At 62.9% G+C, this 22,810-nt stretch carries 19 protein-coding genes; 5 read left to right on the forward strand and 14 right to left on the reverse strand.

The features are described from left to right. Nucleotides 1-157 precede the first annotated feature (157 nt). From phoR to pstS, 7 genes are all read right to left on the reverse strand, one after another. Nucleotides 158-1,501, reverse strand: coding sequence for a phosphate regulon sensor histidine kinase PhoR (gene phoR, locus AC04MI_RS09880; protein ID WP_436078517.1), 1,344 nt, complete (start codon nt 1,499-1,501; stop codon nt 158-160). A gap of 166 nt (nt 1,502-1,667) precedes the next feature. Beyond that, the gene (gene phoB / locus AC04MI_RS09885; RefSeq protein ID WP_476497712.1) at nt 1,668-2,375 is read right to left on the reverse strand and encodes a phosphate regulon transcriptional regulator PhoB; all 708 of its coding nucleotides are present in this window, start codon (nt 2,373-2,375) and stop codon (nt 1,668-1,670) included. A 21-nt stretch (nt 2,376-2,396) separates the two neighbouring features. After that, entirely contained in the window at nt 2,397-3,098 is a 702-nt protein-coding gene (gene phoU, locus AC04MI_RS09890) for a phosphate signaling complex protein PhoU (RefSeq protein WP_476497713.1), read from the reverse strand. Nucleotides 3,099-3,109: 11 nt separating this feature from the next. Further along, nucleotides 3,110-3,892 (reverse strand): phosphate ABC transporter ATP-binding protein PstB, encoded by a 783-nt coding sequence (pstB, locus tag AC04MI_RS09895; protein ID WP_476497714.1) that lies wholly within the window; start codon nt 3,890-3,892, stop codon nt 3,110-3,112. 61 nt (nt 3,893-3,953) lie between these two features. Next, nucleotides 3,954-4,808, reverse strand: a complete 855-nt coding sequence (gene pstA, locus AC04MI_RS09900; RefSeq protein ID WP_056067253.1) for a phosphate ABC transporter permease PstA — start codon at nt 4,806-4,808, stop codon at nt 3,954-3,956. Nucleotides 4,809-4,849: 41 nt separating this feature from the next. Then, a complete protein-coding gene (gene pstC, locus AC04MI_RS09905) occupies nt 4,850-5,839 on the reverse strand; it encodes a phosphate ABC transporter permease subunit PstC (RefSeq protein ID WP_476497715.1) in 990 nt (329 codons plus the stop codon). 109 nt (nt 5,840-5,948) lie between these two features. Next, nucleotides 5,949-6,971, reverse strand: a complete 1,023-nt coding sequence (gene pstS, locus AC04MI_RS09910) for a phosphate ABC transporter substrate-binding protein PstS (protein WP_108499680.1) — start codon at nt 6,969-6,971, stop codon at nt 5,949-5,951. Nucleotides 6,972-7,235: 264 nt separating this feature from the next. Here pstS and AC04MI_RS09915 point away from each other — a divergent pair, with 264 nt between their 5' ends. Beyond that, nucleotides 7,236-8,714 (forward strand): Ppx/GppA phosphatase family protein, encoded by a 1,479-nt coding sequence (locus AC04MI_RS09915; RefSeq protein WP_436078515.1) that lies wholly within the window; start codon nt 7,236-7,238, stop codon nt 8,712-8,714. A gap of 52 nt (nt 8,715-8,766) precedes the next feature. Further along, nucleotides 8,767-9,294, forward strand: coding sequence for a hypothetical protein (locus tag AC04MI_RS09920; protein WP_436078514.1), 528 nt, complete (start codon nt 8,767-8,769; stop codon nt 9,292-9,294). Between the two features lie 64 nt (nt 9,295-9,358). Here AC04MI_RS09920 and sixA read toward each other — a convergent pair whose 3' ends face one another. From sixA to AC04MI_RS09945, 5 genes are all read right to left on the reverse strand, one after another. Further along, nucleotides 9,359-9,823 (reverse strand): phosphohistidine phosphatase SixA, encoded by a 465-nt coding sequence (gene sixA / locus AC04MI_RS09925; protein WP_436078513.1) that lies wholly within the window; start codon nt 9,821-9,823, stop codon nt 9,359-9,361. Further along, nucleotides 9,820-11,880 (reverse strand): polyphosphate kinase 1, encoded by a 2,061-nt coding sequence (gene ppk1, locus AC04MI_RS09930; RefSeq protein ID WP_476497721.1) that lies wholly within the window; start codon nt 11,878-11,880, stop codon nt 9,820-9,822. The genes sixA and ppk1 overlap by 4 nt, the downstream gene beginning before the upstream one ends. Nucleotides 11,881-12,054: 174 nt before the next feature. Then, nucleotides 12,055-13,146 (reverse strand): glycosyltransferase family 4 protein, encoded by a 1,092-nt coding sequence (locus AC04MI_RS09935; RefSeq protein ID WP_436078511.1) that lies wholly within the window; start codon nt 13,144-13,146, stop codon nt 12,055-12,057. Then, complete coding sequence (locus tag AC04MI_RS09940) at nt 13,143-14,012, reverse strand: UDP-2,3-diacylglucosamine diphosphatase (protein WP_121943254.1); 870 nt, start codon at nt 14,010-14,012, stop codon at nt 13,143-13,145. Before AC04MI_RS09940 ends, AC04MI_RS09935 begins: the two co-directional genes overlap by 4 nt. Before the next feature lie 3 nt (nt 14,013-14,015). Continuing rightward, complete coding sequence (locus AC04MI_RS09945; protein ID WP_395455314.1) at nt 14,016-14,855, reverse strand: GNAT family N-acetyltransferase; 840 nt, start codon at nt 14,853-14,855, stop codon at nt 14,016-14,018. Here AC04MI_RS09945 and AC04MI_RS09950 point away from each other — a divergent pair. The 3 genes from AC04MI_RS09950 to AC04MI_RS09960 all read left to right on the forward strand — a co-directional run bounded on the left by AC04MI_RS09950 (nt 14,854) and on the right by AC04MI_RS09960 (nt 20,424). Next, nucleotides 14,854-15,036 carry a hypothetical protein gene (locus tag AC04MI_RS09950; RefSeq protein ID WP_395455316.1) on the forward strand — a complete coding sequence of 61 codons (183 nt, stop codon included), beginning with the start codon at nt 14,854-14,856 and terminating at the stop codon, nt 15,034-15,036. The genes AC04MI_RS09945 and AC04MI_RS09950 overlap by 2 nt on opposite strands. A 15-nt stretch (nt 15,037-15,051) precedes the next feature. Next, on the forward strand, nt 15,052-18,003 hold the full coding sequence (locus tag AC04MI_RS09955) for a bifunctional diguanylate cyclase/phosphodiesterase (protein ID WP_476497716.1): 2,952 nt from the start codon (nt 15,052-15,054) through the stop codon (nt 18,001-18,003). 189 nt (nt 18,004-18,192) lie between these two features. Beyond that, entirely contained in the window at nt 18,193-20,424 is a 2,232-nt protein-coding gene (locus AC04MI_RS09960) for a sensor domain-containing protein (protein WP_056743598.1), read from the forward strand. 64 nt (nt 20,425-20,488) lie between these two features. Here the strand turns inward: AC04MI_RS09960 and glmM are convergent, their stop codons facing one another. Both glmM and folP read right to left on the reverse strand, forming a co-directional pair. Then, nucleotides 20,489-21,823, reverse strand: a complete 1,335-nt coding sequence (gene glmM / locus AC04MI_RS09965; protein ID WP_436078509.1) for a phosphoglucosamine mutase — start codon at nt 21,821-21,823, stop codon at nt 20,489-20,491. Between the two features lie 90 nt (nt 21,824-21,913). Then, nucleotides 21,914-22,744, reverse strand: coding sequence for a dihydropteroate synthase (gene folP, locus AC04MI_RS09970; protein ID WP_476497717.1), 831 nt, complete (start codon nt 22,742-22,744; stop codon nt 21,914-21,916). Between the last annotated feature and the right edge of the window lie 66 nt (nt 22,745-22,810).

The following is a 22,810-nucleotide window of genomic DNA, read 5'->3' on the forward strand; positions in this document are numbered from 1 at the left end:
CTGCTGTGGGGGGCTGGCTTGGCGGGCGGCTATTGGCTGGCTTATGGAGGCATCGGGCCTTGGTCGGGTGTGGCTTCGCCCACTCCCTTCTGGGCGGCCAGCGCTGCGGCACTTGCAGTCACCGCAATGCTGTTCGTCGCCATGCTCTGGCGAGCCATCAACCCGGCAAGGAAAACCCCCGCAAACGGTTGGCCGGGAAAGTGATCGAAAACACCGAGCCCTTGCCCAGCGTGCTCGCGATGTCCAGCGTGGCGCCATGGCGCTGCAGCACATGCTTGACGATGGCCAGGCCCAGGCCGGTGCCCCCGGTCTCGCGCGAACGGCTGCGGTCCACCCGGTAAAAGCGCTCTGTCAGGCGCGGGATGTGCTCGGGCGCAATGCCGGGGCCGGTGTCATACACGGAGAACACGGCACTGCCATCCTCCTTGCGCAGCCACTGCACCTCGATGGAACCACCGCCGGGTGTGTAGCGCACCGCGTTGTTGACGAGGTTGGACAAGGCACTTTGCAGTTCGGCAGGCACACCAGCAATCTCGCCTTCGGCCCGCAGCAGATCGGCCGCCGGAAAGCGCATCGTATGGGGACGCTGCTGGTTCTGTGTGAGCAGCGTCGACAGGGCGCGGCCCTCTTCCTCGCAGCGCTGCATCAGCGACTGAACAGGTGTCCATTCGGCCATGCCGGGCAGCGGGCTGCCCTCCAGCCGCGACAGCGTGAGCAGGTCCTGCACCACACTTTGCATACGCTGCGCCTGCTGCGCCATCATGCCCAGGTAGCGCGAGCGCTCGTCGGCGCTCAGCGGCAGGGTCTGCAAGGTTTCAACAAAACCGGTGAGCACCGTGAGCGGTGTGCGGATTTCGTGCGACACATTGGCCACAAAGTCGCGCCGCATCGCATCGGCCTGCTCCAGCGCCGTCACGTCGCGCGACAGCAGCAGCGTGCGGCCGTCGCCGTAGGGGTGCAGGTGCACCGAGATGCGTACGGGCCGCGACGGCGTACTCAGGCGCCCCTCCAGCACCACATCGCTGGTGAAATCCTTGGCAGCAAAATAAGCCGTGAATTCAGGGTTGCGCAGCAGATTGCCGATGGACTGCATGACGTCGCGCTGCGCGTCAAAGCCAAACTGGTTGGCTGCCATCTGGTTGCACCATTCGATGCGGCCCTGCGCGTCCAGCAGCACCACGCCGTTGGGGGAGGCCTGCAGGGCGGCCAGGATCTCCTGCAAACGGTCCTGGCTGTCTCGTATCTGCGCCTCCTGCTTGCGCAGCAGACGCCGCGCACGGTCCGCCGCCTCGCCCCAGATGCCACGCATCGACGGCACCGATCCCAGATCGCCCGTGCGCAACCAGCGCAGCACCCGCACGCCCCGCAGTAGGTCCCACACGAACCACGCCCAGGCAGCAATGGCGGCCCCCAGTGCGGCGCCCCAGGGCCCGCCTTGCCACCACCCCAGGCCACCACCCGCCAACTGCCACAGCAGGAAAAACGAAATACGCCACAGCATGCGGATTGCAAAGCCTTCTCAGAAACACCAGGGGCGCGACACGCGCGCCCATTGATCCATCACATCCATCCATCGCCACCACCGATGCACGCCGACCGCAGTGGCCCGCTGCACAGCAGCCATCGAGCGCGTCGCATCACTCACAGGCGGGAGCCCGCCTGCCTCATCAGGCCGACAGCGGCACCTGCGGTTGTGCAGTGAGCCGGTAGCCCGCGCCGCGCACCGTTTCCACCATCACGGAGGCTGCACCCAGGGCCTCGCGCAGGCGCTTGACATGCACGTCCACCGTGCGCTCCTCGATGAAGACATGGTCGCCCCACACCTTGTCGAGCAGCTGTGAGCGGCTGTGCACACGCTCGGCGTGCTTCATCAAGAAATGCAGCAGCTTGAACTCCGTGGGCCCGACCTTCAGGGGCTGCCCCTGGAAGGTGACCCGGTAGGTCGCGGCGTCCAGCACCAGCTCGCCAATGCTCACGCTGTCACTCACCTGCTCGGGTGCGCGGCGGCGCAGCACCGCGCGGATGCGGGCCAGCAGCTCCTGCGTGGAAARGGGCTTGGTGATGTAGTCGTCGGCRCCSGCRTCCAGSCCGGCCACCTTGTCCGGCTCATCCCCACGTGCGGTGAGCATGAGGATGGGGATGGGCTTGGTGCGGCTGTCTGCACGCCACTTGCGCGCCAGCGACAGACCGCTCTGCCCCGGCAGCATCCAGTCGAGCAGGATCACATCGGGCAGGACGGCATCCAGCTCGCGCTGCGCGCTGTCGCCGTCTTCCGMCCAGAWSGGCTSGAARCCGTTGTGGCGCAGGTTGACTGCAATCAGTTCGGCAATCGCGGGTTCGTCCTCCACGATGAGGACACGGGGAAGCTTTCTCATGGTGATTTCAGCGCCCCGTACTTACAGCACTGCCGACTCGATCTCGTCGAGGGCTGTGTGGCGCACGTCCTTGCCCTTGACCAGATAGATGATGAGCTCGGCCACGTTCTTGGAATGGTCGCCRATGCGCTCGATGGCCTTGGCGAGGAACAGCARGTCSAGGCTGGSCGAGATSGTGCGSGGGTCTTCCATCATGTAGGTGAYSAGCTTGCGCACGAAGCCGTCGAACTCCTTGTCGATGAGGTCGTCCTCCTTGAGGATGGCGACCGCCGCCTTCACGTCCAGCCGTGCAAACGCATCCAGCGTCTTGCGCAGCTGGCCCGAGGCCAGCTCGGCCGCCACCCGCAGGTCGCTCGATGGCAACGAGCGCGGGGCGCCGCCTTCGATGATGGAGCGCACCATGCGCGCCATCTTGTTGGCTTCGTCGCCCATGCGTTCCAGATTGGCCGTGGCCTTGGAGAAGGCCAGCAGCAGGCGCAGGTCACGCGCGGTGGGCTGGCGGCGGGCGATGATGGAGGACAGCTCCTGGTCGATCTCGACCTCCATCGCATTGATGCGGGTCTCCATCGAAGCCACCGTCTCCACGGCCTCCAAGCTGAATTGCGACAGCGCGTACACCGCCTGGCGAATCTGCGACTCCACCAAGCCGCCCATTTCCATGACGCGGGCAGAGACGCTGTTGAGTTCGCTGTCGAACTGGGACGAAAGATGTTTATCGGGCATCTGCTGTCTCCTTAGCCGAAACGGCCGGTRATGTAGTCYTCGGTYTCYTTGCGCTSSGGCTTGAAGAASATCTGYTCSGTCGCRCCGAACTCGATCAKSTCGCCCAGGTACATGTAGGCGGTGWAGTCGCTGCAGCGKGCRGCCTGCTGCATGTTGTGSGTCACGATGGCGATGGTGTAATCGTGCTTGAGCTCGTCGATCAGCTCTTCGATCTTGGCGGTGGACAACGGGTCCAGCGCCGAGGTGGGCTCGTCGAGCAACAGCACCGAAGGCTTCACCGCCACGCTGCGCGCAATGCACAGGCGCTGCTGCTGGCCGCCGGAGAGCGACAGGCCGCTCTGGTGCAGCTTGTCCTTCACCTCGGTCCACAGAGCGGCCTTGGACAGTGCCCACTCCACGCGGTCGTCCATCTCGCTCTTGCTCAGCGTCTCGTAAAGCTTCACGCCAAACGCGATGTTGTCGTAGATGGACATGGGGAACGGCGTGGGCTTCTGGAACACCATGCCGATGCGGGCGCGCAGCAGGTTGATGTCCTGCTTGGGGTCCAGGATGTCCTGGCCGTAGAAGCTGATGGAGCCCTCGGCGCGCTGGCCGGGATACAGGCTGTACATGCGGTTGAGCGTGCGCAGCAGCGTGGACTTGCCACAGCCAGAGGGGCCGATGAAGGCAGTGACCTTGTGCTCGGCGATGTCCAGGCTCACGTTGCGCAGGCCCTGGAACTTGCCGTAGAAAAAGCTCAGGTTACGCAGCTCCAGCGCGTTCTTGCTGGCAGTGGCGGTAGCAGTGGCGTTCATTGTCAATTCCTGAAAATGGAGGCAGTCTTGTCGATGGCGTTGGCAGCATCAGCCAACGAAATCACACGCGGTTCTTTTCGCGCAGGAACACCCGCGCCACGACGTTGAGGATCAGCACCGACAGCGTGATGAGCAGCGCACCGCCCCAGGCCAGGCGAACCCAGTTCTCGTAGGGGCTCAGCGCAAACTGGAAGATCACGACCGGCAGGTTGGCCATGGGCGCATTCATGTTGGTGCTGAAGAACTGGTTGTTGAGCGCGGTGAACAGCAGGGGCGCGGTCTCGCCACTGATGCGGGCCACAGCCAGCAGCAGGCCAGTCATCACGCCGCTGCGAGCAGCACGCAGGGTGACCATGGTCGAGACCTTCCAGCGAGGTGCACCGAGGGCAAAGGCTGCTTCGCGCAGGCTGCCGGGCACCAGGCGCAGCATGTTCTCGGTGGTGCGCACCACCACCGGCACGGCGATGAGCGAGAGCGCCAGGCTGCCCGCCCAGCCCGAGAAGTTGCCCACGGTAGCGACCGCAATGGCATATACGAACAGGCCCAGCACGATGGAAGGGGCCGACAGCATGATGTCCGTCACAAAGCGGGTCAGTTCGGCGGTCTTGCTCTGGTCCCCGTATTCGGCCAGGTACACCCCCGCCAGCACGCCGATGGGCGTGGACACCAGCACGGTGAAGCCCACCATCAGCAGGCTGCCCACGATGGCGTTGGCCAGGCCACCGCCGTCGGAGCCGGGCGCTGGGGTGGACTGAGTGAACATGTTCCAGTCCAAAGCGGCAAAACCGTTGGACAGGAGCACGCTCAGGATCCAGAGCAGCACGAACAGGCCCAGTGCCATGGCGCCCAGTGACAGGGTCAGGCCAATGGCGTTGGAACGCTGGCGCTTTTTGTAGAGTTGTTGATTGAATTCCATGGAGCTCGTCTCTGAAGAGGGTCGGGAGCGGGCTGCAGGGCTTACAGGCCCTTGACCTTCTCGGCGCGCAGCAGCATGATCTTGGCGGCCGACAGCACCACAAACGTGATCACAAACAGCAGGAAGCCCAGGGCAAACAGCGTGGACAAATGAAAGTCCGCCGCCTCGCCAAACTCATTGGCCAACGTGGATGCGATGGACGTCCCGGGCGAGAACAGCGAGGTGGGCATGCGGTTGGCGTTGCCGATCACGAAAGTGACCGCCATGGTCTCGCCCAAGGCCCGACCCAGGCCCAGCATCACGCCGCCAATCACGCCCTTCTGCGTGTAGGGCAGCACCACGCGACGCACCACCTCCCAGGTCGTGCAGCCCAGGCCATAGGCGGACTCGCGCAGGATGGGGGGAACAATCTCGAACACATCGCGCATCACGGCAGCCACAAAAGGCAACACCATGAAGGCCAGCACGATGCCCGCGGCCAGGATGCCAAAGCCGTTGGTACTGCCGCCAAACAGGAAGCCGATCAGCGGCATGGAGCCGAGCAGCTTTTGCACGGGTACCTGGAAATGGTCTGCAAACAATGGCGCAAACACGAACAGGCCGAACATGCCGTAGATGATGGACGGGACGGYCGCCAGCAATTCCACCGCCGTGCCGAGCGGGCGGCGCAGCCAAACAGGGCAGGTTTCGGTCAGGAACAGCGCAATGCCGAACGCCAGCGGAACGGCGATCAGCAGCGCAATGCCTGCGCTGGCCAGGGTGCCGACGATGGCAATCGCCGCACCAAATTCTTCATTGATGATGTCCCACTCAGCGCGCCAGATGAACTGGATGCCGAACTTGTGGAAAGCTGGCCACGCGTAGATGAACAGCGAAACGATGATGCCCAGCAGCGCCACCAGCACCAGCAGCGACAGGCTCTGGGTCAGCCGATGGAAAACGATGTCCTGCAGGCGCTGCCGCTTGGCAATCGACACCATGGACGGTGTGGGGGCGTCCGTCATCTTGACGGACACGGGTTGCGAACTCATAGTGGTTCCCACGCTCATGTTGACTCCCATCTGGCTTCTGGAGACCCCACAAACCAGCGCCCATCGGTCAGACCAGCCGGCCGATGGGCACTATTCTGGGGCAAACCGCTTACTTCTTGATTTGCGACCAGACCTTGGAACGGATCTGCGCCGTCAGAGCGTCAGGCAGCGGCACGTAGTCCAGGTCAGCAGCCATGGTCTTGCCGTTCTTGAAGGCCCAGTCAAAGAATTTCAGGACTTCGGCTGACTGGGCCTTGTCTGCGGGGTCGGCGTACATGAGGATGAAGGATGCCGTGCTCACGGGCCAGCTGTTGGCACCCTTGGCGTTCACCATCGAAATACCCATGCCAGGCACGCTGAACCAGTCAGCGCTCGCAGCAGCCGCTGCAAAGGTGGCATCGTCGGGCGCCACATACTTGCCATCAGCGTTCTGCAGTTGCAGGAACGTCATGTTGTTCTTCTTGACGTAGGCGTACTCCACGTAGCCCAGGGCACCCTTCACACGGGTCACGTTGGCTGCAACACCTTCATTGCCCTTGCCTCCCACCGAAGACTGAGCAGGCCACTTCACTGCAGCACCCTTGCCCACCGTATCAGCCCATTCCTTGCTGACAGAGCTCAGGTAGTCGGTCCAGTTGAATGTGGTGCCAGAGCCATCCGCGCGGTGCACGATGGTGATGTTCTGGTCGGGTAGCGTCTTGCCGGGGTTCAGGGCTGCCAGCTTGGCATCGTTCCACTTGGTGATCTTGCCCAGATACATTTCGGCCAGGACGGTGCCGGTCACGCGCAGTTCGCCTGGCTTGAAACCGTCCAGATTCACCACAGGCACGGTGCCACCGATGATGGCAGGAAACTGCACCATGCCGTCTTTTTCCAGTTCAGCGCCCGACAGAGGGGCATCGGTAGCCCCAAAAGCCACGGTCTTGGCGCGGATCTGGCGAATACCACCCGAGGAACCGATGGACTGGTAGTTCAGACCCACGCCGGTTTCCTTCTTGTAGGCTTCAGCCCACTTGGCATACATCGGGAAGGGGAACGTAGCGCCGGCGCCGGTGATGTCTGCCGCAAAGGCATTGCCCACTGCCAGGGCGGCCAGAGTTACTGCGACGGTTTTGAGAAATACGCGTTTCATGAGGTACCTTTCGGCAGGGGTTAACAGGAACAGAGCGAACTCTAGAGGCCTATCGTGACAATTCAGTGACACAAAAGACCAACCTCAGACCATTGCAACACCCCTCATGACGCGGCATCGCTGGCGTCATGAATGCGTCACACAACCTCGTCACACTCCCGCCATCTCCCGGTCACTTGCCCACCCAGCGGATGGCGGCCCGCGCTTCGGATCAGGCCACGCGCATCGCGGTACGATGCCGCACGCAGCTCCCACCAAACACACATGCAGAACGGCACACGCCTCGCCGCAGTCGATCTCGGCTCCAACAGTTTTCGCCTGGAAATCGGGCGCTATGAGTTCGGACACGTCCAGCGGGTGGAATACCTCAAGGAAACCGTGCGCCAAGGCAACGGGCTGGATGAAGATCGGAACCTGACCCGCGACGCCATGGAGCGCGGCTGGGCTTGTCTGGCGCGCTTTGGCGAGCGCCTGGCGGGCTTTCCCCGCGCGCAGGTCCGTGCAGTGGCCACTCAAACACTGCGTGAAGCGCGCAATCGCGAAGAATTCCTGTCACGCGGCAGTGAGGTGCTGGGATACCCTATCGACGTGGTGTCTGGCCCGGAAGAAGCTCGGTTGATTTACCAGGGCGTAGCCCGATTGCTGCCTCAGTCGGACGAGCGCCGCCTGGTGGTGGATATCGGAGGTCGGTCCACCGAATTGATCCTCGGCGAGCAGTTCACGCCCCACGCGGTGGCCTCCTTCCGGGTTGGCAGCGTCGCTTGGTCACAACGGTACTTTGCCAAAGGAGAGTTCTCTGCCCAGGCCTTCCTGGCGGCGGAGATTGCTGCCAAGGCGGTACTCGATGAGGCGCTGGAGACTTTTCGCCCCGATGCATGGGATGTTGCCTATGGGTCGTCTGGCACGGCGGGCGCCGTGGGGGACATTCTGTCCGCCGCAGGAGGTTCGCAGGGTCTGATCACCCGCGATGGGCTGAACTGGCTGCGGGAGCGTTTGCTCCGTGCCCAGAGTGCCGACCGGCTGCGCCTGGACGGACTCAAGGAAGAGCGCCGTGCAGTCATCGGGGGGGGCATCAGCGTGCTGCGCGCCGTGTTTGACCTGCTGGACATCCATGAGATGCAGGTGGCGCAAGGAGCACTACGCCAGGGCGCCTTGTATGACCTTCTGGATCGGGAGCAACCCGGCACCGACCTTCGCACCACCACCGTCCAAGGGCTGATGCAGCGGTTTGGCGTGGACATGGAGCATGCAGATCGCGTGGCGCGCACCGCCTGCGCACTGTTTGACCAGGCTGCCCCACCCGGGAGCGAACGTGCCAGCCGCAAGCTGGATTGGGCCGCCCGCCTGCATGAGATTGGCTGCCGCATTTCCCACAGCGACTACCACCGACACGGCGCCTACATTCTCGACAACACTGATGCCGCTGGTTTTGCGGTGCCAGAACTGCACCGCCTGGGAGTGCTGGTGCAGGGGCAGCGGGGCAAGGTGCGCAAGCTGGGGGTAGAACTGGACGATCCGATTTTTGTGCTGCAGCTGCTGTGCTTGCGCTTGGCCGTGACCCTGTGCCACGCACGCCGGGAGCCCGATACCAAAGGGCTGTCATTGCAGGCGGACGGACAGCAATTTCAGGTCAGCGCGCGCCCTGGATGGGCCATCGCATACCCCCAGTCGGCCCACCTTCTGCGCGAAGAAGTTCAAGCCTGGCAAAAAACCCCCTGGGAGCTGGCTGTGGACATGCCTTGAGGGTAAACAACAAACGGTATAAACTGTTTATACCGTTTCTCAATCTTCTGTCATGACCACTGCCACCACAACCCCCAGCCCCGTCGTCACCCCCGCCGCGCCCGCTGCCCAGCCCGCCAAGGCAGCCAAGCCAACCAAGCCGGAAACGGCACCCAAGGCTCCAAAGGCATCCAAGGCTGCAAAGCCCGCAAAAAAGTCCGTGCCAGAAAAGGCGCCAGCCTCCAAGCCAGCCACCGCGACCAAGGCAGCTTCCGCAGTGAAACCCACCAAGGCCACCGAGTCCAAGGGCAAAAAGCCCAAGCTGGTCCGTGACAGCTTCACCATCCCCAAAGACGAGTACGCGGTGCTCGACACCCTGAAAGACCGTGCCACAGCACTGGCCCACCCCGTCAAGAAAAGCGAGCTGTTGCGCGCAGGGCTCAAGGTGCTGGCAGGTCTGTCAGACAGCGCGTTGCGCAGCGCTTTGCAAGCTGTGCCTTCCATCAAGACCGGTCGCCCAAAGGCCGACACAGCTGAAGCCGCGCCATCTGTCACTGCAAAGGCAACGACCAAGACCAACGGCAAAGCGGGACGCAAGTAAACCTGTCACGAGACACGGCGTGTCCAGGGGCACGGCTTCGGGCCCTCGGACATCGCCGGGTAAGCTAAAGAAACTCCGGTGACTGCACGGCCATGAGCACGGTCTGGCTGTGGTCCCAGCGCTGGCGCTGGCGCAACCACCACACGGAGCCCTTGCGCACAGGGCACTCGGGGGCCTGTAGTTGCAACAACTGAGCAACGGTCTGGCCCAGTATGGGCTGATGCCCCACCACCAGAACAGCGCCCTTGGCACGCGGCCATTGCACGAGCTCTAGCAAATCCTGTGGTGTACCGCCAGGCAACAACTCGGCGCGCATCTTGAATTTGCGGCCCAAAGCGTGGGCAGTTTGCTCAGTCCGCCGCGCTGGACTTGCCACCACCCTCAGGCCTTCCGGCAGTTGACGATCAAGCCAGGCCGCCATGCGCGCCGCCTGCTTCTCGCCCCGGGCCGTGAGCGGGCGTGCAAGATCATCGCTACCGTCTTCTGCCTCTTCCGCCTCGGCATGACGCCAAAGGATCAAATCCATCATGCGACCCCTGGCTCCTCGCGACCCAGAGCAGGCCGTGGCCCATAGCGCACCATCAACGCGTTTTGGGCACCACTACCGTCCACCGGGTGCACAGCGCGGTCGTAGACGCCTGCGGCATTCAACGTCCAGGCATCGCGGTCATCACACAGGTAGGCCACCAAACATTCATCAATGATCTGCTGGCGCAGCTTGGGGTCAGTCACTGGCCACGCCAGCTCGACGCGGCGCATCATGTTGCGGTTCATCCAATCGGCACTCGACAGATAGAGGTCTTCTTCGCCCCCCGCGCGGAAATAGAAAACACGCGTGTGCTCCAGGAACCGACCAATCACCGAGCGCACCCGGATGTTGTCCGTCACTCCCGGCACCTGCGGAGCCAGCATGCAGGCCCCGCGCACAATCAGATCGATGCGTGCACCGCGCTGCCCAGCGAGGATCAACGCCCGCATCAATCCCTCGTCGGTCAGGGCATTCATCTTGGCAACGATCCGTGCGTCTTCCCCGCGGCTGGCAGCCAGTCCCACGCGCTCGATTTTTTCGATCATGCGGCGATGCAAATGGAACGGTGCCAGCATGAGCTTGCGCAGCTTGGGAGGCCGATTCTGGCTGGCCAGGTGATTGAAAACACCGTCCATATCGGCAGTGGTTTCTTCATCTGCCGTAAGGTAACTCAGGTCGGTGTACAGCTTGGCCGTACGCACGTTGTAGTTGCCAGTGGAGAGATGGCCGTAACGGCGTAACTGCCGCCCTTCACGGCGTGTGACGAGCAGCATCTTCGCGTGGGTCTTGAGGCCCACGACGCCATAGACCACCTGCGCCCCAATCGACTCCAGCGCCTCTGCCCAATTGATGTTGGCCTCCTCGTCAAAGCGTGCTTTCAGCTCCACCACCGCCATCACCTCCTTGCCTCGGCGTACCGCCTCGCTGAGCAGGTCCATGAGTTCGGAGTCGGCGCCCGTGCGGTAAATGGTCTGTTTGATGACCAGCACGTCCGGGTCGTTCACACCCTCCCGCAGGAACGCAAGCAAACCATCAAAGCTCTCAAACGGCTGGTGGATCAACACGTCGCGCTCGCGCAGCTGGCCCATGATGGACACCCCTGGCTGGAGCTGACGTGGCCAAGCGGAACTCCATGGCGGGAACAGCAACGCGGGATCGTTCACCAAGTCCACCAGCTGATTCAGGCGCACCAAGTTCACAGGACCATGTACACGGTACAAGGCCGCGTTGGGCAGATCAAATTGCTGCAACAAGAAGTCGGACAGGAAGCGAGAGCAACCCGCAGAGACTTCCAGGCGCACAGCCTGTCCGTAATGACGGTGCTGCAGGCCCTGCCGCAAGGCGGTGCGCAGGTTACGAACATCCTCTTCGTCCAGTGCCAGATCGGAGTGGCGTGTGACACGAAACTGGGAAAACTCCGTCACTTCGCGGCCAGGAAAGAGGTCTTCCAAATGGGCACGCACGATGCTGGACAAGCTGACGAACAACGCCCCGTCGGACGCAACCTTCTTTGGCATGCGGATCAGGCGGGGCAGTGCACGCGGCACCTTGACGATGGCGATTTCGTTCTCGCGGCCGAAGGCATCATGCCCCTTGAGACGCACTATGAAGTTCAACGACTTATTAGCCACCTGCGGAAACGGGTGGGCCGGATCGAGTCCCACCGGAATCAATAAGGGACGGACCTCGCGCGCAAAATACTCGTGCACCCACCGCCTCTGCTCTGCGGAGCGGTCACCATGCGCCACGATACGTATCCCATGCTTTGCAAATGCGGGAACCAGTGCTTCGTTGTACAGCGCGTATTGCCGCTCTACCAGGTCGTGTACCTGAGCGGACAGGGCCTCGAACGACGCAGCGGTGTAGAGCCCCTTGGTCTCGCCCTTCTTGGCCGCCGTGATGTGCGCTGCAGCACGTACTTCGAAAAACTCGTCGAGGTTGGATGACACGATGCACAGGTAGCGCAGCCGCTCCAGCAGCGGGACATCTGTGCGAACCGCCCAGTCGAACACGCGTTCGTTAAATGCCAGGATGCTGTGGTCGCGGTCCAGAAACATGTGGGGGGCAACGCCCGTGACAGCCCCCACGCCCGCAAAATCGTTGTCATGTGACACGGCGTGCGAGGAGTCCCCGACAGCATCGGGGTGCTCGCGCTGCAAAGGGATGGAATCAACAGGAGGCAGGGGCAGCATGGATACGCGCGTACAGCAATTGCGGAATCGCTGCAGTATTTAACGCCCAGATGACAACTGCGTGACAGACTTTGTGACAGACACGAAAACTCCTTGCGAGCTGGAGCGGGCTGGCACCAGGTACTGTTGAAACAGCCTGGCCGAATGTGCCCAGGTGAACTCCAGCGCCCGGCTTCGTGCTTCGGACCTCGGTATGGACAAGGCCTGTTGCGTGGCCGCCAGAAGGCTCGCGTGCAACACGCCGCCCATCGGTACCCTGCCGTCCCCAGCACCCAGGACCTCCCGTGGACCGTCTTCAGGAAAGGCAGCGACCGGCGTGCCGCAAGCCATTGCCTCCAGCATGACCAGCCCAAAGGTTTCGGAGCGGCTCGGAAACACAAAGACATCGGCCGAGGCGTAGACCTGTGCCAGCGCCTCCCGGTCCAGAATGCCAAGCCAGCGTACCTGCGGGTACTTGGCTTTCAGCCGCGCCTCGAGCGGGCCTACACCACACACCACCTTGGTGCCCGGCATGTCCATCTGCAAAAAGGCATCGATGTTCTTTTCATACGAAATGCGCCCCACATACAGCGCCACAGGATGCGCCAGAACGCCAGTGAGCGGACTCTGACAGACCTCGCCATGAAAGCGAAACGCCTGGGTTTCCACACCGTGCGTCCACAACCGCAGTTGGCGAAAGCCCCGCTGCTGCAGCATTTGCAAGACACCCTGCGTAGGAACCATCACCCCCGACGAAGGGCGATGAAAATGCCTGAAAAGCGCATAACCCCAACCCAGTGGTATGCGCAAGGCTGCCTGAAGAATCTCGGGAAACCTTGTGTGAAAGGCTGTGGTGAACGCCAGGCCACGCTTGAGACAGTAACGACGCCCCGCCCAGCCCAAAGGCCCCTCGGTCGCCAGATGAATGGCATCGGGCTGCAGGGCGTCCAACTTCTGGGTGAGTAACTTGTAGGGTCGCACCGCCAGATCAATGCCAGCGTAACCGGGACAAGGACGGGTAGAAAACTGACCAGGATGCAGCACCTGCACGTCGTGCCCGGCATCTTCCAGCTCTCGCACCAACTCGACCAAAGTGGTCACCACGCCATTGACCTGTGGCAGCCATGCATCAGTTAGCAGCGCAATCTTCATGCGGACACCCGTGTGGTCTGTCTGGACAGATTGGCGGCAGGCACAGCGGGCCATTGCAACAGCTCCAGCCGACCATCAAGGTGCTCGACGAGTGCTGTGTGGCTCTCCACCCAGTCGCCATCGTTGCAATACAAGGTGCCACCAATCTCGCGCATCTCCGCGCGGTGGATATGTCCGCAGACCACTCCGTCATGCCCGCGGCGACGGGCCTCTGCGGCCACCGCCATTTCAAAATCGGTGACGTAGTTGAGCGCCTTTTTTACCTTGCCTTTCAGGTAAGCTGACAAAGACCAATACGGAAGCCCCATCCGCGCCCGAAGGATGTTGAGATGGCGGTTCAGCTTGAGCGTGAATTCATAGAGGTTGTCACCCACGTAGGCGAGCCATTTGGCACACTGGATCACACCATCAAAGTGGTCACCATGCGTGACCCACAGGCTGCGCCCATCTGCAGTGGTGTGCACAGCATCGGACACCACCTCGATACCGCCAAAAGAATGCCCCACAAAGGCTCGGGCAAATTCGTCGTGGTTACCAGGAACAAACACCACGCGACACCCCTTGCGCGCGCGGCGCAACAGCTTTTGCACCACATCGTTGTGCGCCTGTGGCCAGAACCAACGGCGGCGCAACTGCCACCCATCCACGATGTCTCCCACCAGGTACAGATGGTCGCTGGGATGGTGCTTCAGAAAATCCAGAAGCGCTTCAGCCTGACACCCAGGCGTGCCGAGGTGCAAATCCGAAATGAACACCGCACGGAACCGGCGTTGACCGGCAAACGCCGCAAGGGCCTCGGGCTCTGCATCCTGCGGCACCTGGGACTCGTTCAACCAAGGGCCCAGGGCGTCGAACGCGGCACGCACCGGTCAGGCCCCCAGAAAATGCTTGCGGTAGCGGGGATGCAGGTCGGCCAGCCGCATCAGCATGGGCAGGTCGGCGGTATTGAAGTCCGGATCCCACGCCGGTGCACCCAGTACACGGGCGCCCAGTCGCAGATAGCCTTTGATTAGGGCCGGTGGGTCCACGGCAATGGATCCGTCCAGATGCTCCACGGGCAACGGAAGGCGCGGCAGCACGTGGTATTCGATGGGTGCCAGATGGGTCTTTCGCACTTGCTGCCAGATGCTGGCCGCCGCGTCGCCACTGACCACGCCATTGTGAAGCATGGGAATGCTGGCACAGCCGATCATCGTGTCGAGTTCGTTGCGCACCATGAAGTCCGCCAGCGCGCTCCACAGCGCCATGATCACGCCGCCGTGGCGGTGGTCGGGATGCACACAGCTGCGGCCCAGCTCCACCATGCGCGGGCGCAGCGTGCGCAAGCGCGTCAAGTCGAATTCGGTATCGCTGTAAGTTCCGCCCACCCGCTTGGCCTGCGCGGGCGTCAGCACCCGGTAAGTCCCAATGACTTGCTGGCTCGGAGCGTCGCGCACCAGAAGGTGCTCGCAATAGTCGTCAAACAGGTCCACGTCGTGGCCAGGAATGGGGGTCGTCAATCGAGCGCCCATCTCTGCCGCGAACACTTCAAACCGCAAGCGTTGTGCCTCACGGACCTCATCCAGATGCCTGGCCCAAGTCACCTCGATAGCACCACGCGCCGGGATGGCATGCACAGCGCCCGGCACAACACCAGAAGGCTGAACAATACCGGCACCTGTAGCCTCCGGCGATGTGGACAACTGCATCAAAGTGGGCAGGTCGTTCATGGACAACGTCTCCTTCGGTAAGAACGGGCACAGCTGGAATTTCCAAACAGAGCGGGAATCCGCTTTCCTGGCCGGGAGTGTGAAAGCCGCGCATGACATGCCCATGTCTTCGGCGTGTCAACGCCATGACAATGCGCGCTTTCCATTGGCACGGGCCCTCACCAAGGGCCTGCATAATTGACTGAGGAACTCCGCCGTGCCGTCCCCCGCCCTGCCCCCCACACGCAGCCCCATCGCAGCCTTTGTGGCTGTGTTTGTGCTGGCAGCAGCCTGCGCTGGTGCTTTGATCTGGACGCTGGAACGCCAGGAACGTGCGCAGCAGCGCACCCAAGCCGCCGATGTGGCGGGCGATCATGTCCAGGCCCTGCAGCGCGCCATCGAGTTGGCACTGTCGGCCAACAACACCCTGGTGGCGCTGGTGCGCCAGGGCCACGGGAACGTTCCCCAGTTCGAAGAAATCGGCGTGCAGATGCTGCCTTTCTACCCGGGCATCGCGGCCATGGGCCTGTCCCCGGGAGGGGTAGTGCAGCAGGTTGTTCCCCGTGCAGGCAACGAAAATTCGATTGGTTTTGACCAGCTCAACGACCCCCGCCAAGGGGCGGAGTCCGCGCGTGCCCGCGAGTCCGGCGTGTTGACGCTGGCGGGGCCCATGGAGCTGGTCCAGGGCGGCCTGGGCGTCGTGGGGCGCCAACCGGTGTACCTGGAAGATGACCTGGGGCGCCGGAGCTTCTGGGGTTTTACTTACGTCACCATCCGTCTGCCCGAGGTGCTGGCCACCGCCCGGTTGCCCCAGCTCAAGGAACGGGGTTTTCACTATCGATTGTGGCGTGTCCGCCCGGATAACAACCAGGAGCAGACCATCGCGACGTCTGACCCTCCGCCCACCGGTGACGCTGTTGGCCGGTCCCTGACCCTGCCCAATGGCCAGTGGACGCTCAGCCTGACACCCGCCAAGGGATGGGGCGCGCCAGGTGTGCTGGCTCTGCGCTGTGCCTTGGGCTTGCTGTTTGCGTTGCTGATGGGCTACCYGGCGCGCTTGCTGGTCGAATTGAAGGTGCACGAGCGCGGTCTGGCGACACAGGTGGCCCAGCGGACCTCCGAGATCCAGGCCACACAGCAGCAGCTGCGCGCCACCATCGATGCAATTCCCGATCCGTTGTTTGAAATCGACCAGGACGGCCGCTATTGCAGCGTGCACAGTCCTCGTGCCGAGTTGCTCATGGGCCCTGCTGAGCAATTGATCGGCCGCAATGTCACCGAGGTGTTACCCGCCCTGGCTGCACTGACGGTGATGGATGTGCTCAATGAAGCGCAATCCCAGGGATGGTCCACTGGACGCCAGATCATGCTGGACCTGCCTGGCCTGGGGCCCACCTGGTTCGAGCTTTCTGCGGCCCGCAAGGCAGGATCAGCGGGAGGAAAACCCAGGTTCATCGTGCTGTCCCGCGACATTTCAGAACGCAAGCGGTCGCAAGAACAACTGCAGTTGACGGCCCAGGTGTTTGACCAGAGCGGCGAGGCCATCGTGATTGYCGATGCGGCCCAGACCATCGTGCGCATCAACCGGGCATTCAGCCGCATCACCGGCTACTCCGAAGCGGAGGCCGTAGGTCAGTCGATGCGCCTGCTCACGGTGGCAGAGTCCACCCGAGACTTCGACGCCGACCTGGTATACACCCATCTCACCAAAGAAGGGCACTGGGAAGGCGAAGCCTGGGGCCGCCGCAAGGACGGATCGACCTACCCCCAGTGGCTGTCCGTCAGCCGCGTGCGCGATGGCAATGGCAGCACCACCCACTCCATCACGCTGTTCCGCGACATCACCCTGCAACGCGAGGCTCAGGACCGCATCCAGCGCCTCGCGCATTTCGACCCCCTCACTGACCTGCCCAACCGTGCGCTCCTGGCAGAGCGCGCCCAACGCCACATCGAACAAGAGCAAGCGCGGGGCGGAACGCTGGCCTTGCTGTTCCTGGACCTGGACCACTTCAAGAACGTCAACGACTCGCTGGGGCACCGCATTGGCGACATCCTGCTGGTGGCAGTAGCGCGACGGCTGGAGTCGCTGCTGGGCGCACAGGACACCGTATCGCGCCTGGGAGGGGATGAATTTTTGCTGCTGCTACCCGCTGCCTCGGCCCTGCAGGCGGCCGACGTAGCCAACCGTTTGCTGATGGCCGTGGCGCAGCCGTTTCAGGTGGAGCCTTACGAACTCACCACCACCCTGTCCGTAGGCATTGCCATGTATCCGGCGGACGGAGAGTCGTTCGACACCCTGTACCAGCGCGCTGATGCCGCCATGTACCGTGCCAAGCAAAGCGGGCGCAACCGCTTTGGCTTTTTCACCGCCGACCTGGAGGCACGGACCGCCCGAGCCTTGCAGATCGAAAACGCACTGCGCCGGGCACTGGAACGCAACCAGTTCGAGCTGCACTACCAACCCCAGGTGTCACTCACCACGCGCCAAGTGGTCGGTGCCGAGGCGCTGCTGCGCTGGAGCCACCCCGAGCTGGGCATGGTGTCCCCGGCAGAGTTCATCCCTGTGGCAGAAAGCAGCGGCATGATCGTCGCAATTGGTGAGTGGGTGCTGAACACTGCCGTGCATGACGCCAAGCGCTGGCTGGACCTTCAATTGCCACTGCGGGCTGTGTCAGTCAATCTGTCGGCGGTGCAGTTCCGCCACCCCCAGTTGCCCGAGATGGTGACACGCTGCCTGCAACAAGCCGGACTGCCTGCGCGTCGGCTGGAGCTGGAGCTGACCGAGGGGGCTGCGGTAGACGACCCCGCTGCTGCACTGGCCATGATGGACCAATTGCATGACCGGGGCGTCCGGCTGTCGATGGATGACTTTGGCACGGGATATTCGTCGTTGAGCTACCTCAAGCGCTTCCAGATCTACAAGCTCAAGATCGACCAGTCGTTTGTGCGCGACCTGGACGACGACGCCAATGACCGGGCCATTGTCAGCGCCATCATCCGCATGGCGCAGGCCTTGGGCATGCAGACGACCGCCGAGGGGGTGGAGACCGATGGCCAGCTGGAGTTTCTGCGCGCGCAGGGCTGCGACGAAGGCCAGGGTTACCTGTTCAGTCGCCCCCTGGCAGCCGATGCCTTTGAGGCCTATCTGCGGGAACACTTGGGACGCTAAAAAAAGCCGGGCAACGTGTCTCTGCACCCTCTCGCGCCAGAGCTCTTGGCGACTGCACTTGCATCAGCCGTACGGCAGAACCTGCAGCGCTGTACCTGACGCATACCCTCAAACGGCTTGTAAGCTGCCGCTGCTACACTTTGGCACAATTTTCTGAGGCCATCTGGCCCTGCCGCCTGTTCTGGTCTTATGTATTCGCTGTTCAGCACTCCGCCCTCGCAGCGCGCCGGAGTGCCCCCTGACACCCCCCTGCAACGCACCTTGCGTGAACAACAAACCCTCCTGGACAGCGCGGGAGTGGGTATCGTGTTCCTGCGCCAGCGCAGCGTGGTGCGATGCAACCAGCGGTATGCCGAAATCTTTGGGTATGCCAGCCCCGCCCACTTGGTAGGGCTCAACACCGAAGCCTTCTATCCAGACCGGGATGCATTCCGGGACCTCGGGCGCACGGCTTATCCCGCGCTGGCCCAGGGGCAGTCATTCCGGATTGAACGCCAGTTGCGTCGTCAGGACGGCACACTGTTCTGGGGCAGCCTCACGGGGCGCCTGATCAATCCGCACGACACCGGAGAAGGCTCGATCTGGATCGTGGACGACATCGATGAGCAAAAGCGTGCCCACGCCGCGCTGAATGCCGCTGTGCGGGAAAAGCAGTTGCTGTTTGACAGCGCGATGGTCGGCATCGTCTTTCTGCGAGACCGGCATCTGACCCGCTGCAACCACCATTTTGAGCAGATGCTGGGCTTCGAGCCGGGCGAACTCATGGGCAGCTCGTCGCGTCGCTGGTACGCCAGCGATGCTGCCTGGCAAGAAGTGGGCGACCGCTGCTACCCCTCGCTGGTGGCCGGACAGTCGTACGAGGGCGAGGTGGAGCTATGCCGCAAGGACGGCACCCCTGTGATTTGCGAAGTACGCAGCAAATGCATCGATCCCGCCGACCCTGCCCAGGGGACCATCTGGATCACCATGGACATCACCGACCGCAAACGCGCGCAGGCGGTGCTGGCCCAGGCCCATGAGGAGCTGGAGCGGCAGGTGCAAGACCGCACGCGCGAGCTGCGCGAGACAGTGGAAAACCTGCACCGTGAAATCAATGACCGCAAGGCCGACCAGGAGCGCATTTACTGGTTGGCCCACTACGATGCGTTGACCGGTCTGCCCAACCGGGCCCTGCTGGCAGAACGTGCGCAGCAGGCCATTCGGGTGGCGCAGGAGAACCAGACGCCGCTGGCCGTCATCTTCCTGGACCTGGATCACTTCAAGCATGTGAACGACTCTCTGGGCCACCGGGTGGGCGATGTGCTGCTGGTCGAAATTGCCAAGCGCCTGCGTGCGGTGGTGCGCGACAAGGACACGGTGTCGCGCCTGGGAGGGGATGAGTTCATCCTGCTTCTGCCAGGCGCCGACGCGCGGGGTGCAGCCAGGGTCGCCAGCAAGTTGCAGGAGGCATCCCGTCAGCCGTACCAGATCGATCACCACGAGCTGACCATGGCCCCGTCGATGGGCATTGCGCTGTTCCCCCAGGACGGACACGATTTCGATACTTTGACCCAGTCGGCAGACGTGGCCATGTACCGCGCCAAGCTGGAYGGACGCAACACCTTTCGCTTCTTTACCCCCGAAATGCAGGCCCAGTCGGTACGGGCCCTGCAGCTCGAAAACGCATTGCGCCGTGCGCTGGAGCGCGAACAGTTCCACCTGCACTACCAGCCACAGATGAACCTGGCCACGGGTACTGTGCGCAGTGTGGAAGCCCTGCTGCGCTGGCAACACCCCCAGCTCGGTGCGATTTCTCCGGGAGAGTTCATCCCCATCGCCGAAGACAGCGGCCAGATTCTGCAGATCGGCGAGTGGGTGCTGCGCACAGCGCTGGCCCAGCTCAAGGCATGGCGCAGCTGCGGGTTTCCCGAACTCACAATGGCAGTGAACCTGTCAGCCATTCAATTTCGCCAGCCACAGCTGCCAGAGCTGGTGAGCCGGGTGCTCGCGGAGTTTGACCTGCCCCCCGATTCGCTGGAACTGGAACTGACGGAGGGGGTGGCAGTGGACGACCCCCATGCGGCGGTGGCCACCATGGACCAGTTGCATGCGCGTGGAGTGCGGATGTCAATGGACGACTTCGGCACGGGCTATTCGTCACTCAGCCAGCTCAAGCGGTTCCAGATCTTCAAGCTCAAGATCGATCAATCCTTTGTGCGCGACCTGGGCAACGACAGCAACGACCGCGCCATCGTCAGCGCCATCATCCGCATGGCGCAGGCGCTGGGCATGCGTACTACCGCCGAAGGTGTGGAAACCGAGGGGCAACTGGCCTTTTTGCACGAACAAGGTTGCGACGAAGCGCAGGGCTACCACTTCAGCACGCCACTGCCCGCGGAGCAGCTGGAACGCTTCATGCGGCAACACACACCAGCACTCTGAGCGGCCTCAAGACCCCTTCCAGCGCGACGGACGCTGCTCTGCGCTCCGCCGATAGACCAAGACCTCAACCCGCGCGGGCTGCGTCGGCCAGGCGCTGAGCGCAAGAGCTGGCCAACTGCGCGTCGCGCGCCTCCACCATCACACGCAGCAGAGGCTCGGTGCCACTGGCGCGGATCAGTACGCGGCCCGCGGAGCCCAACTGCTGCTCCACCGCCTGCGTGGCCTCTGCCAATAAATGGTTGGCCTTCCAGTCCTGCCCTGGCGCCAGTCGGACGTTGAGCAAGACCTGTGGGTAGAGCGTGATGCCTGCCAGCATCTGCGCCAGCGTGCGGCCACTGCGCACACAAGCCTGCAGCACCTGCAGGGCACTGACCAAACCGTCGCCGGTGGTGTGTCGGTCCAGGGCCAGCAGATGCCCGGACCCCTCCCCGCCCAACACCCAGTGGTGGCGCGCCAGTTCTTCCAGTACGTACCGGTCACCGACCTTGGCGCGTACAAACTTCACTCCCTTGGCCAGTAGCGCCACCTCTACCGCCATGTTGGTCATCAGCGTGCCCACCACGCCAGGTACGTGCTCGTCACGGCCCATGCGGTCTGCGGCCATCAGGTACAGCAGCTCGTCACCGTTGTACAGCCGCCCAGTGGCGTCCACAATCTGCAGCCGGTCTGCATCCCCATCCAGGGCAATGCCATAGTCGGCACGGTTCGCGCGCACAGCGCGCACCAATGCGTCGGGGTGTGTCGCACCAACCTCGTGGTTGATGTTGAGGCCATCGGGTGCGCAGCCAATCGACAGCACTTCCGCACCCAGCTCGTGGAATACCTTGGGCGCCACCTGATAGGCAGCTCCGTGGGCAGCGTCCACCACAATCTTCAGGCCCTTGAGCGTCAAGTCCTGGGGAAACGTGCTCTTGCAAAACTCGATGTAGCGCCCGGCCGCATCATCCAGGCGCCGGGCCTTGCCCAGGCTGGCCGAATCGACCCAGACGGGTGGTTCGGCCAGTGCGGCTTCCACCGCCAGCTCCCAGGCGTCCGACAGCTTGGTGCCTTGCGCGCTGAAGAACTTGATGCCGTTGTCAGGGTAGGCGTTATGGCTGGCGCTGATGACCACGCCCAGACTGGCGCGCTGGGCGCGGGTCAGGTAAGCCACGCCTGGCGTGGGCAACGGCCCCAGCAGCACCACATCCACCCCTGCCGAGTTGAAGCCAGACTCCAGCGCGCTTTCAAGCATGTAGCCAGAGATGCGGGTGTCCTTGCCGATCAACACTGTGGGCCGCTCTTCCGTGCGGCGTAACACGCGACCCACTGCATGGGCAAGGCGCAGCACAAAATCCGGTGTGATGGGCGGCTGCCCCACAGTGCCGCGGATGCCGTCGGTTCCAAAGTATTGGCGTGTCATGTTCTGGCGTCTCCTCGTACGGATCTCAGTATGTTGTTGTCAAAGGCGAGGACCTGGCGCCCCACTACCTGCTCTCGAATCACTGGCCCCTCAGCCAGATCGCTGCATCGCAGACCACACTGCCAGTGCCGCCACCGTCTCGCGTACATCGTGCACACGCACTACCGACGCGCCCCGCTCCACCGCGAGCAAGGCGGCGGCCACGCTGGGGACCATGCGTTGGCTCACCTCCAGCCCGGTGATCGTGCCCAGCGATGACTTGCGCGACCATCCCGCCAGCAGCGGGTAGCCAGCTGTCAATAGCTCGGACTGTCGTGCCAGCAACGCAAAGTTCTGTTCCACCGTTTTGCCGAAACCAATGCCCGCATCCAGCAGGATACGAGCCTTTTCGACCCCAAGCGCTAGTAGATTATGCGCCWGTAGCTGCAAAAATGATAGCACCTGGGGGACCACATCCCCCCCCATAGGCGCCTGCTGCATGGTCTGCGGGTCGCGGTGCATATGCATCAGGCACACACCACACTGCGGGTGCGCAGCCACCGCTGCCGCAGCTCCTGGCTGCCGCAGGGCCCAGATATCGTTGACGATGTCAGCCCCCAGATCCAGCACAGCGCGCATGACCTCCGGCTTGTAGGTGTCCACTGAAATCGGGACACCCAGCGCCACAGCCTCACGCACCAAGGGAACGACGCGAGACAGCTCCTCATCCAGCGGCACAGCAGGGCTGCCCGGGCGGGTGGACTCACCACCGATATCCAAAATATCTGCGCCCTCTTTCAACAGCTGTTCGCAATGCCGTAGCGCAGCAGCCGTGGAGCCATGGCGCCCACCATCGGAGAAAGAATCAGGAGTGACGTTGACGATGCCCATGACCTGGGGACGGACCAAGTCAATTGCGAAGCGAGAGGTTTGCCAGATCATGCCGATCACACCCGTGCAGATTTCGAAATAGCGGCTCGACAAGCATTCCGCAAGAAAAAACGATGG

It is taken from the genome of Acidovorax sp. LjRoot204, assembly GCF_056175785.1.

Bases quoted from the DNA above. Each gene is read 5' to 3' on its own strand.
- pstA (WP_056067253.1), bottom strand. From the start codon at position 4,808: ATGGAATTCAATCAACAACTCTACAAAAAGCGCCAGCGTTCCAACGCC.
- AC04MI_RS09935 (WP_436078511.1), bottom strand. From the start codon at position 13,146: ATGAAGATTGCGCTGCTAACTGATGCATGGCTGCCACAGGTCAATGGC.
- glmM (WP_436078509.1), bottom strand. From the start codon at position 21,823: ATGACACGCCAATACTTTGGAACCGACGGCATCCGCGGCACTGTGGGG.
- AC04MI_RS09945 (WP_395455314.1), bottom strand. From the start codon at position 14,855: ATGAACGACCTGCCCACTTTGATGCAGTTGTCCACATCGCCGGAGGCT.
- AC04MI_RS09950 (WP_395455316.1), top strand. From the start codon at position 14,854: ATGGACAACGTCTCCTTCGGTAAGAACGGGCACAGCTGGAATTTCCAA.
- AC04MI_RS09920 (WP_436078514.1), top strand. From the start codon at position 8,767: ATGACCACTGCCACCACAACCCCCAGCCCCGTCGTCACCCCCGCCGCG.
- AC04MI_RS09915 (WP_436078515.1), top strand. From the start codon at position 7,236: ATGCAGAACGGCACACGCCTCGCCGCAGTCGATCTCGGCTCCAACAGT.
- ppk1 (WP_476497721.1), bottom strand. From the start codon at position 11,880: ATGTTTCTGGACCGCGACCACAGCATCCTGGCATTTAACGAACGCGTG.
- sixA (WP_436078513.1), bottom strand. From the start codon at position 9,823: ATGATGGATTTGATCCTTTGGCGTCATGCCGAGGCGGAAGAGGCAGAA.
- phoR (WP_436078517.1), bottom strand. From the start codon at position 1,501: ATGCTGTGGCGTATTTCGTTTTTCCTGCTGTGGCAGTTGGCGGGTGGT.
- pstS (WP_108499680.1), bottom strand. From the start codon at position 6,971: ATGAAACGCGTATTTCTCAAAACCGTCGCAGTAACTCTGGCCGCCCTG.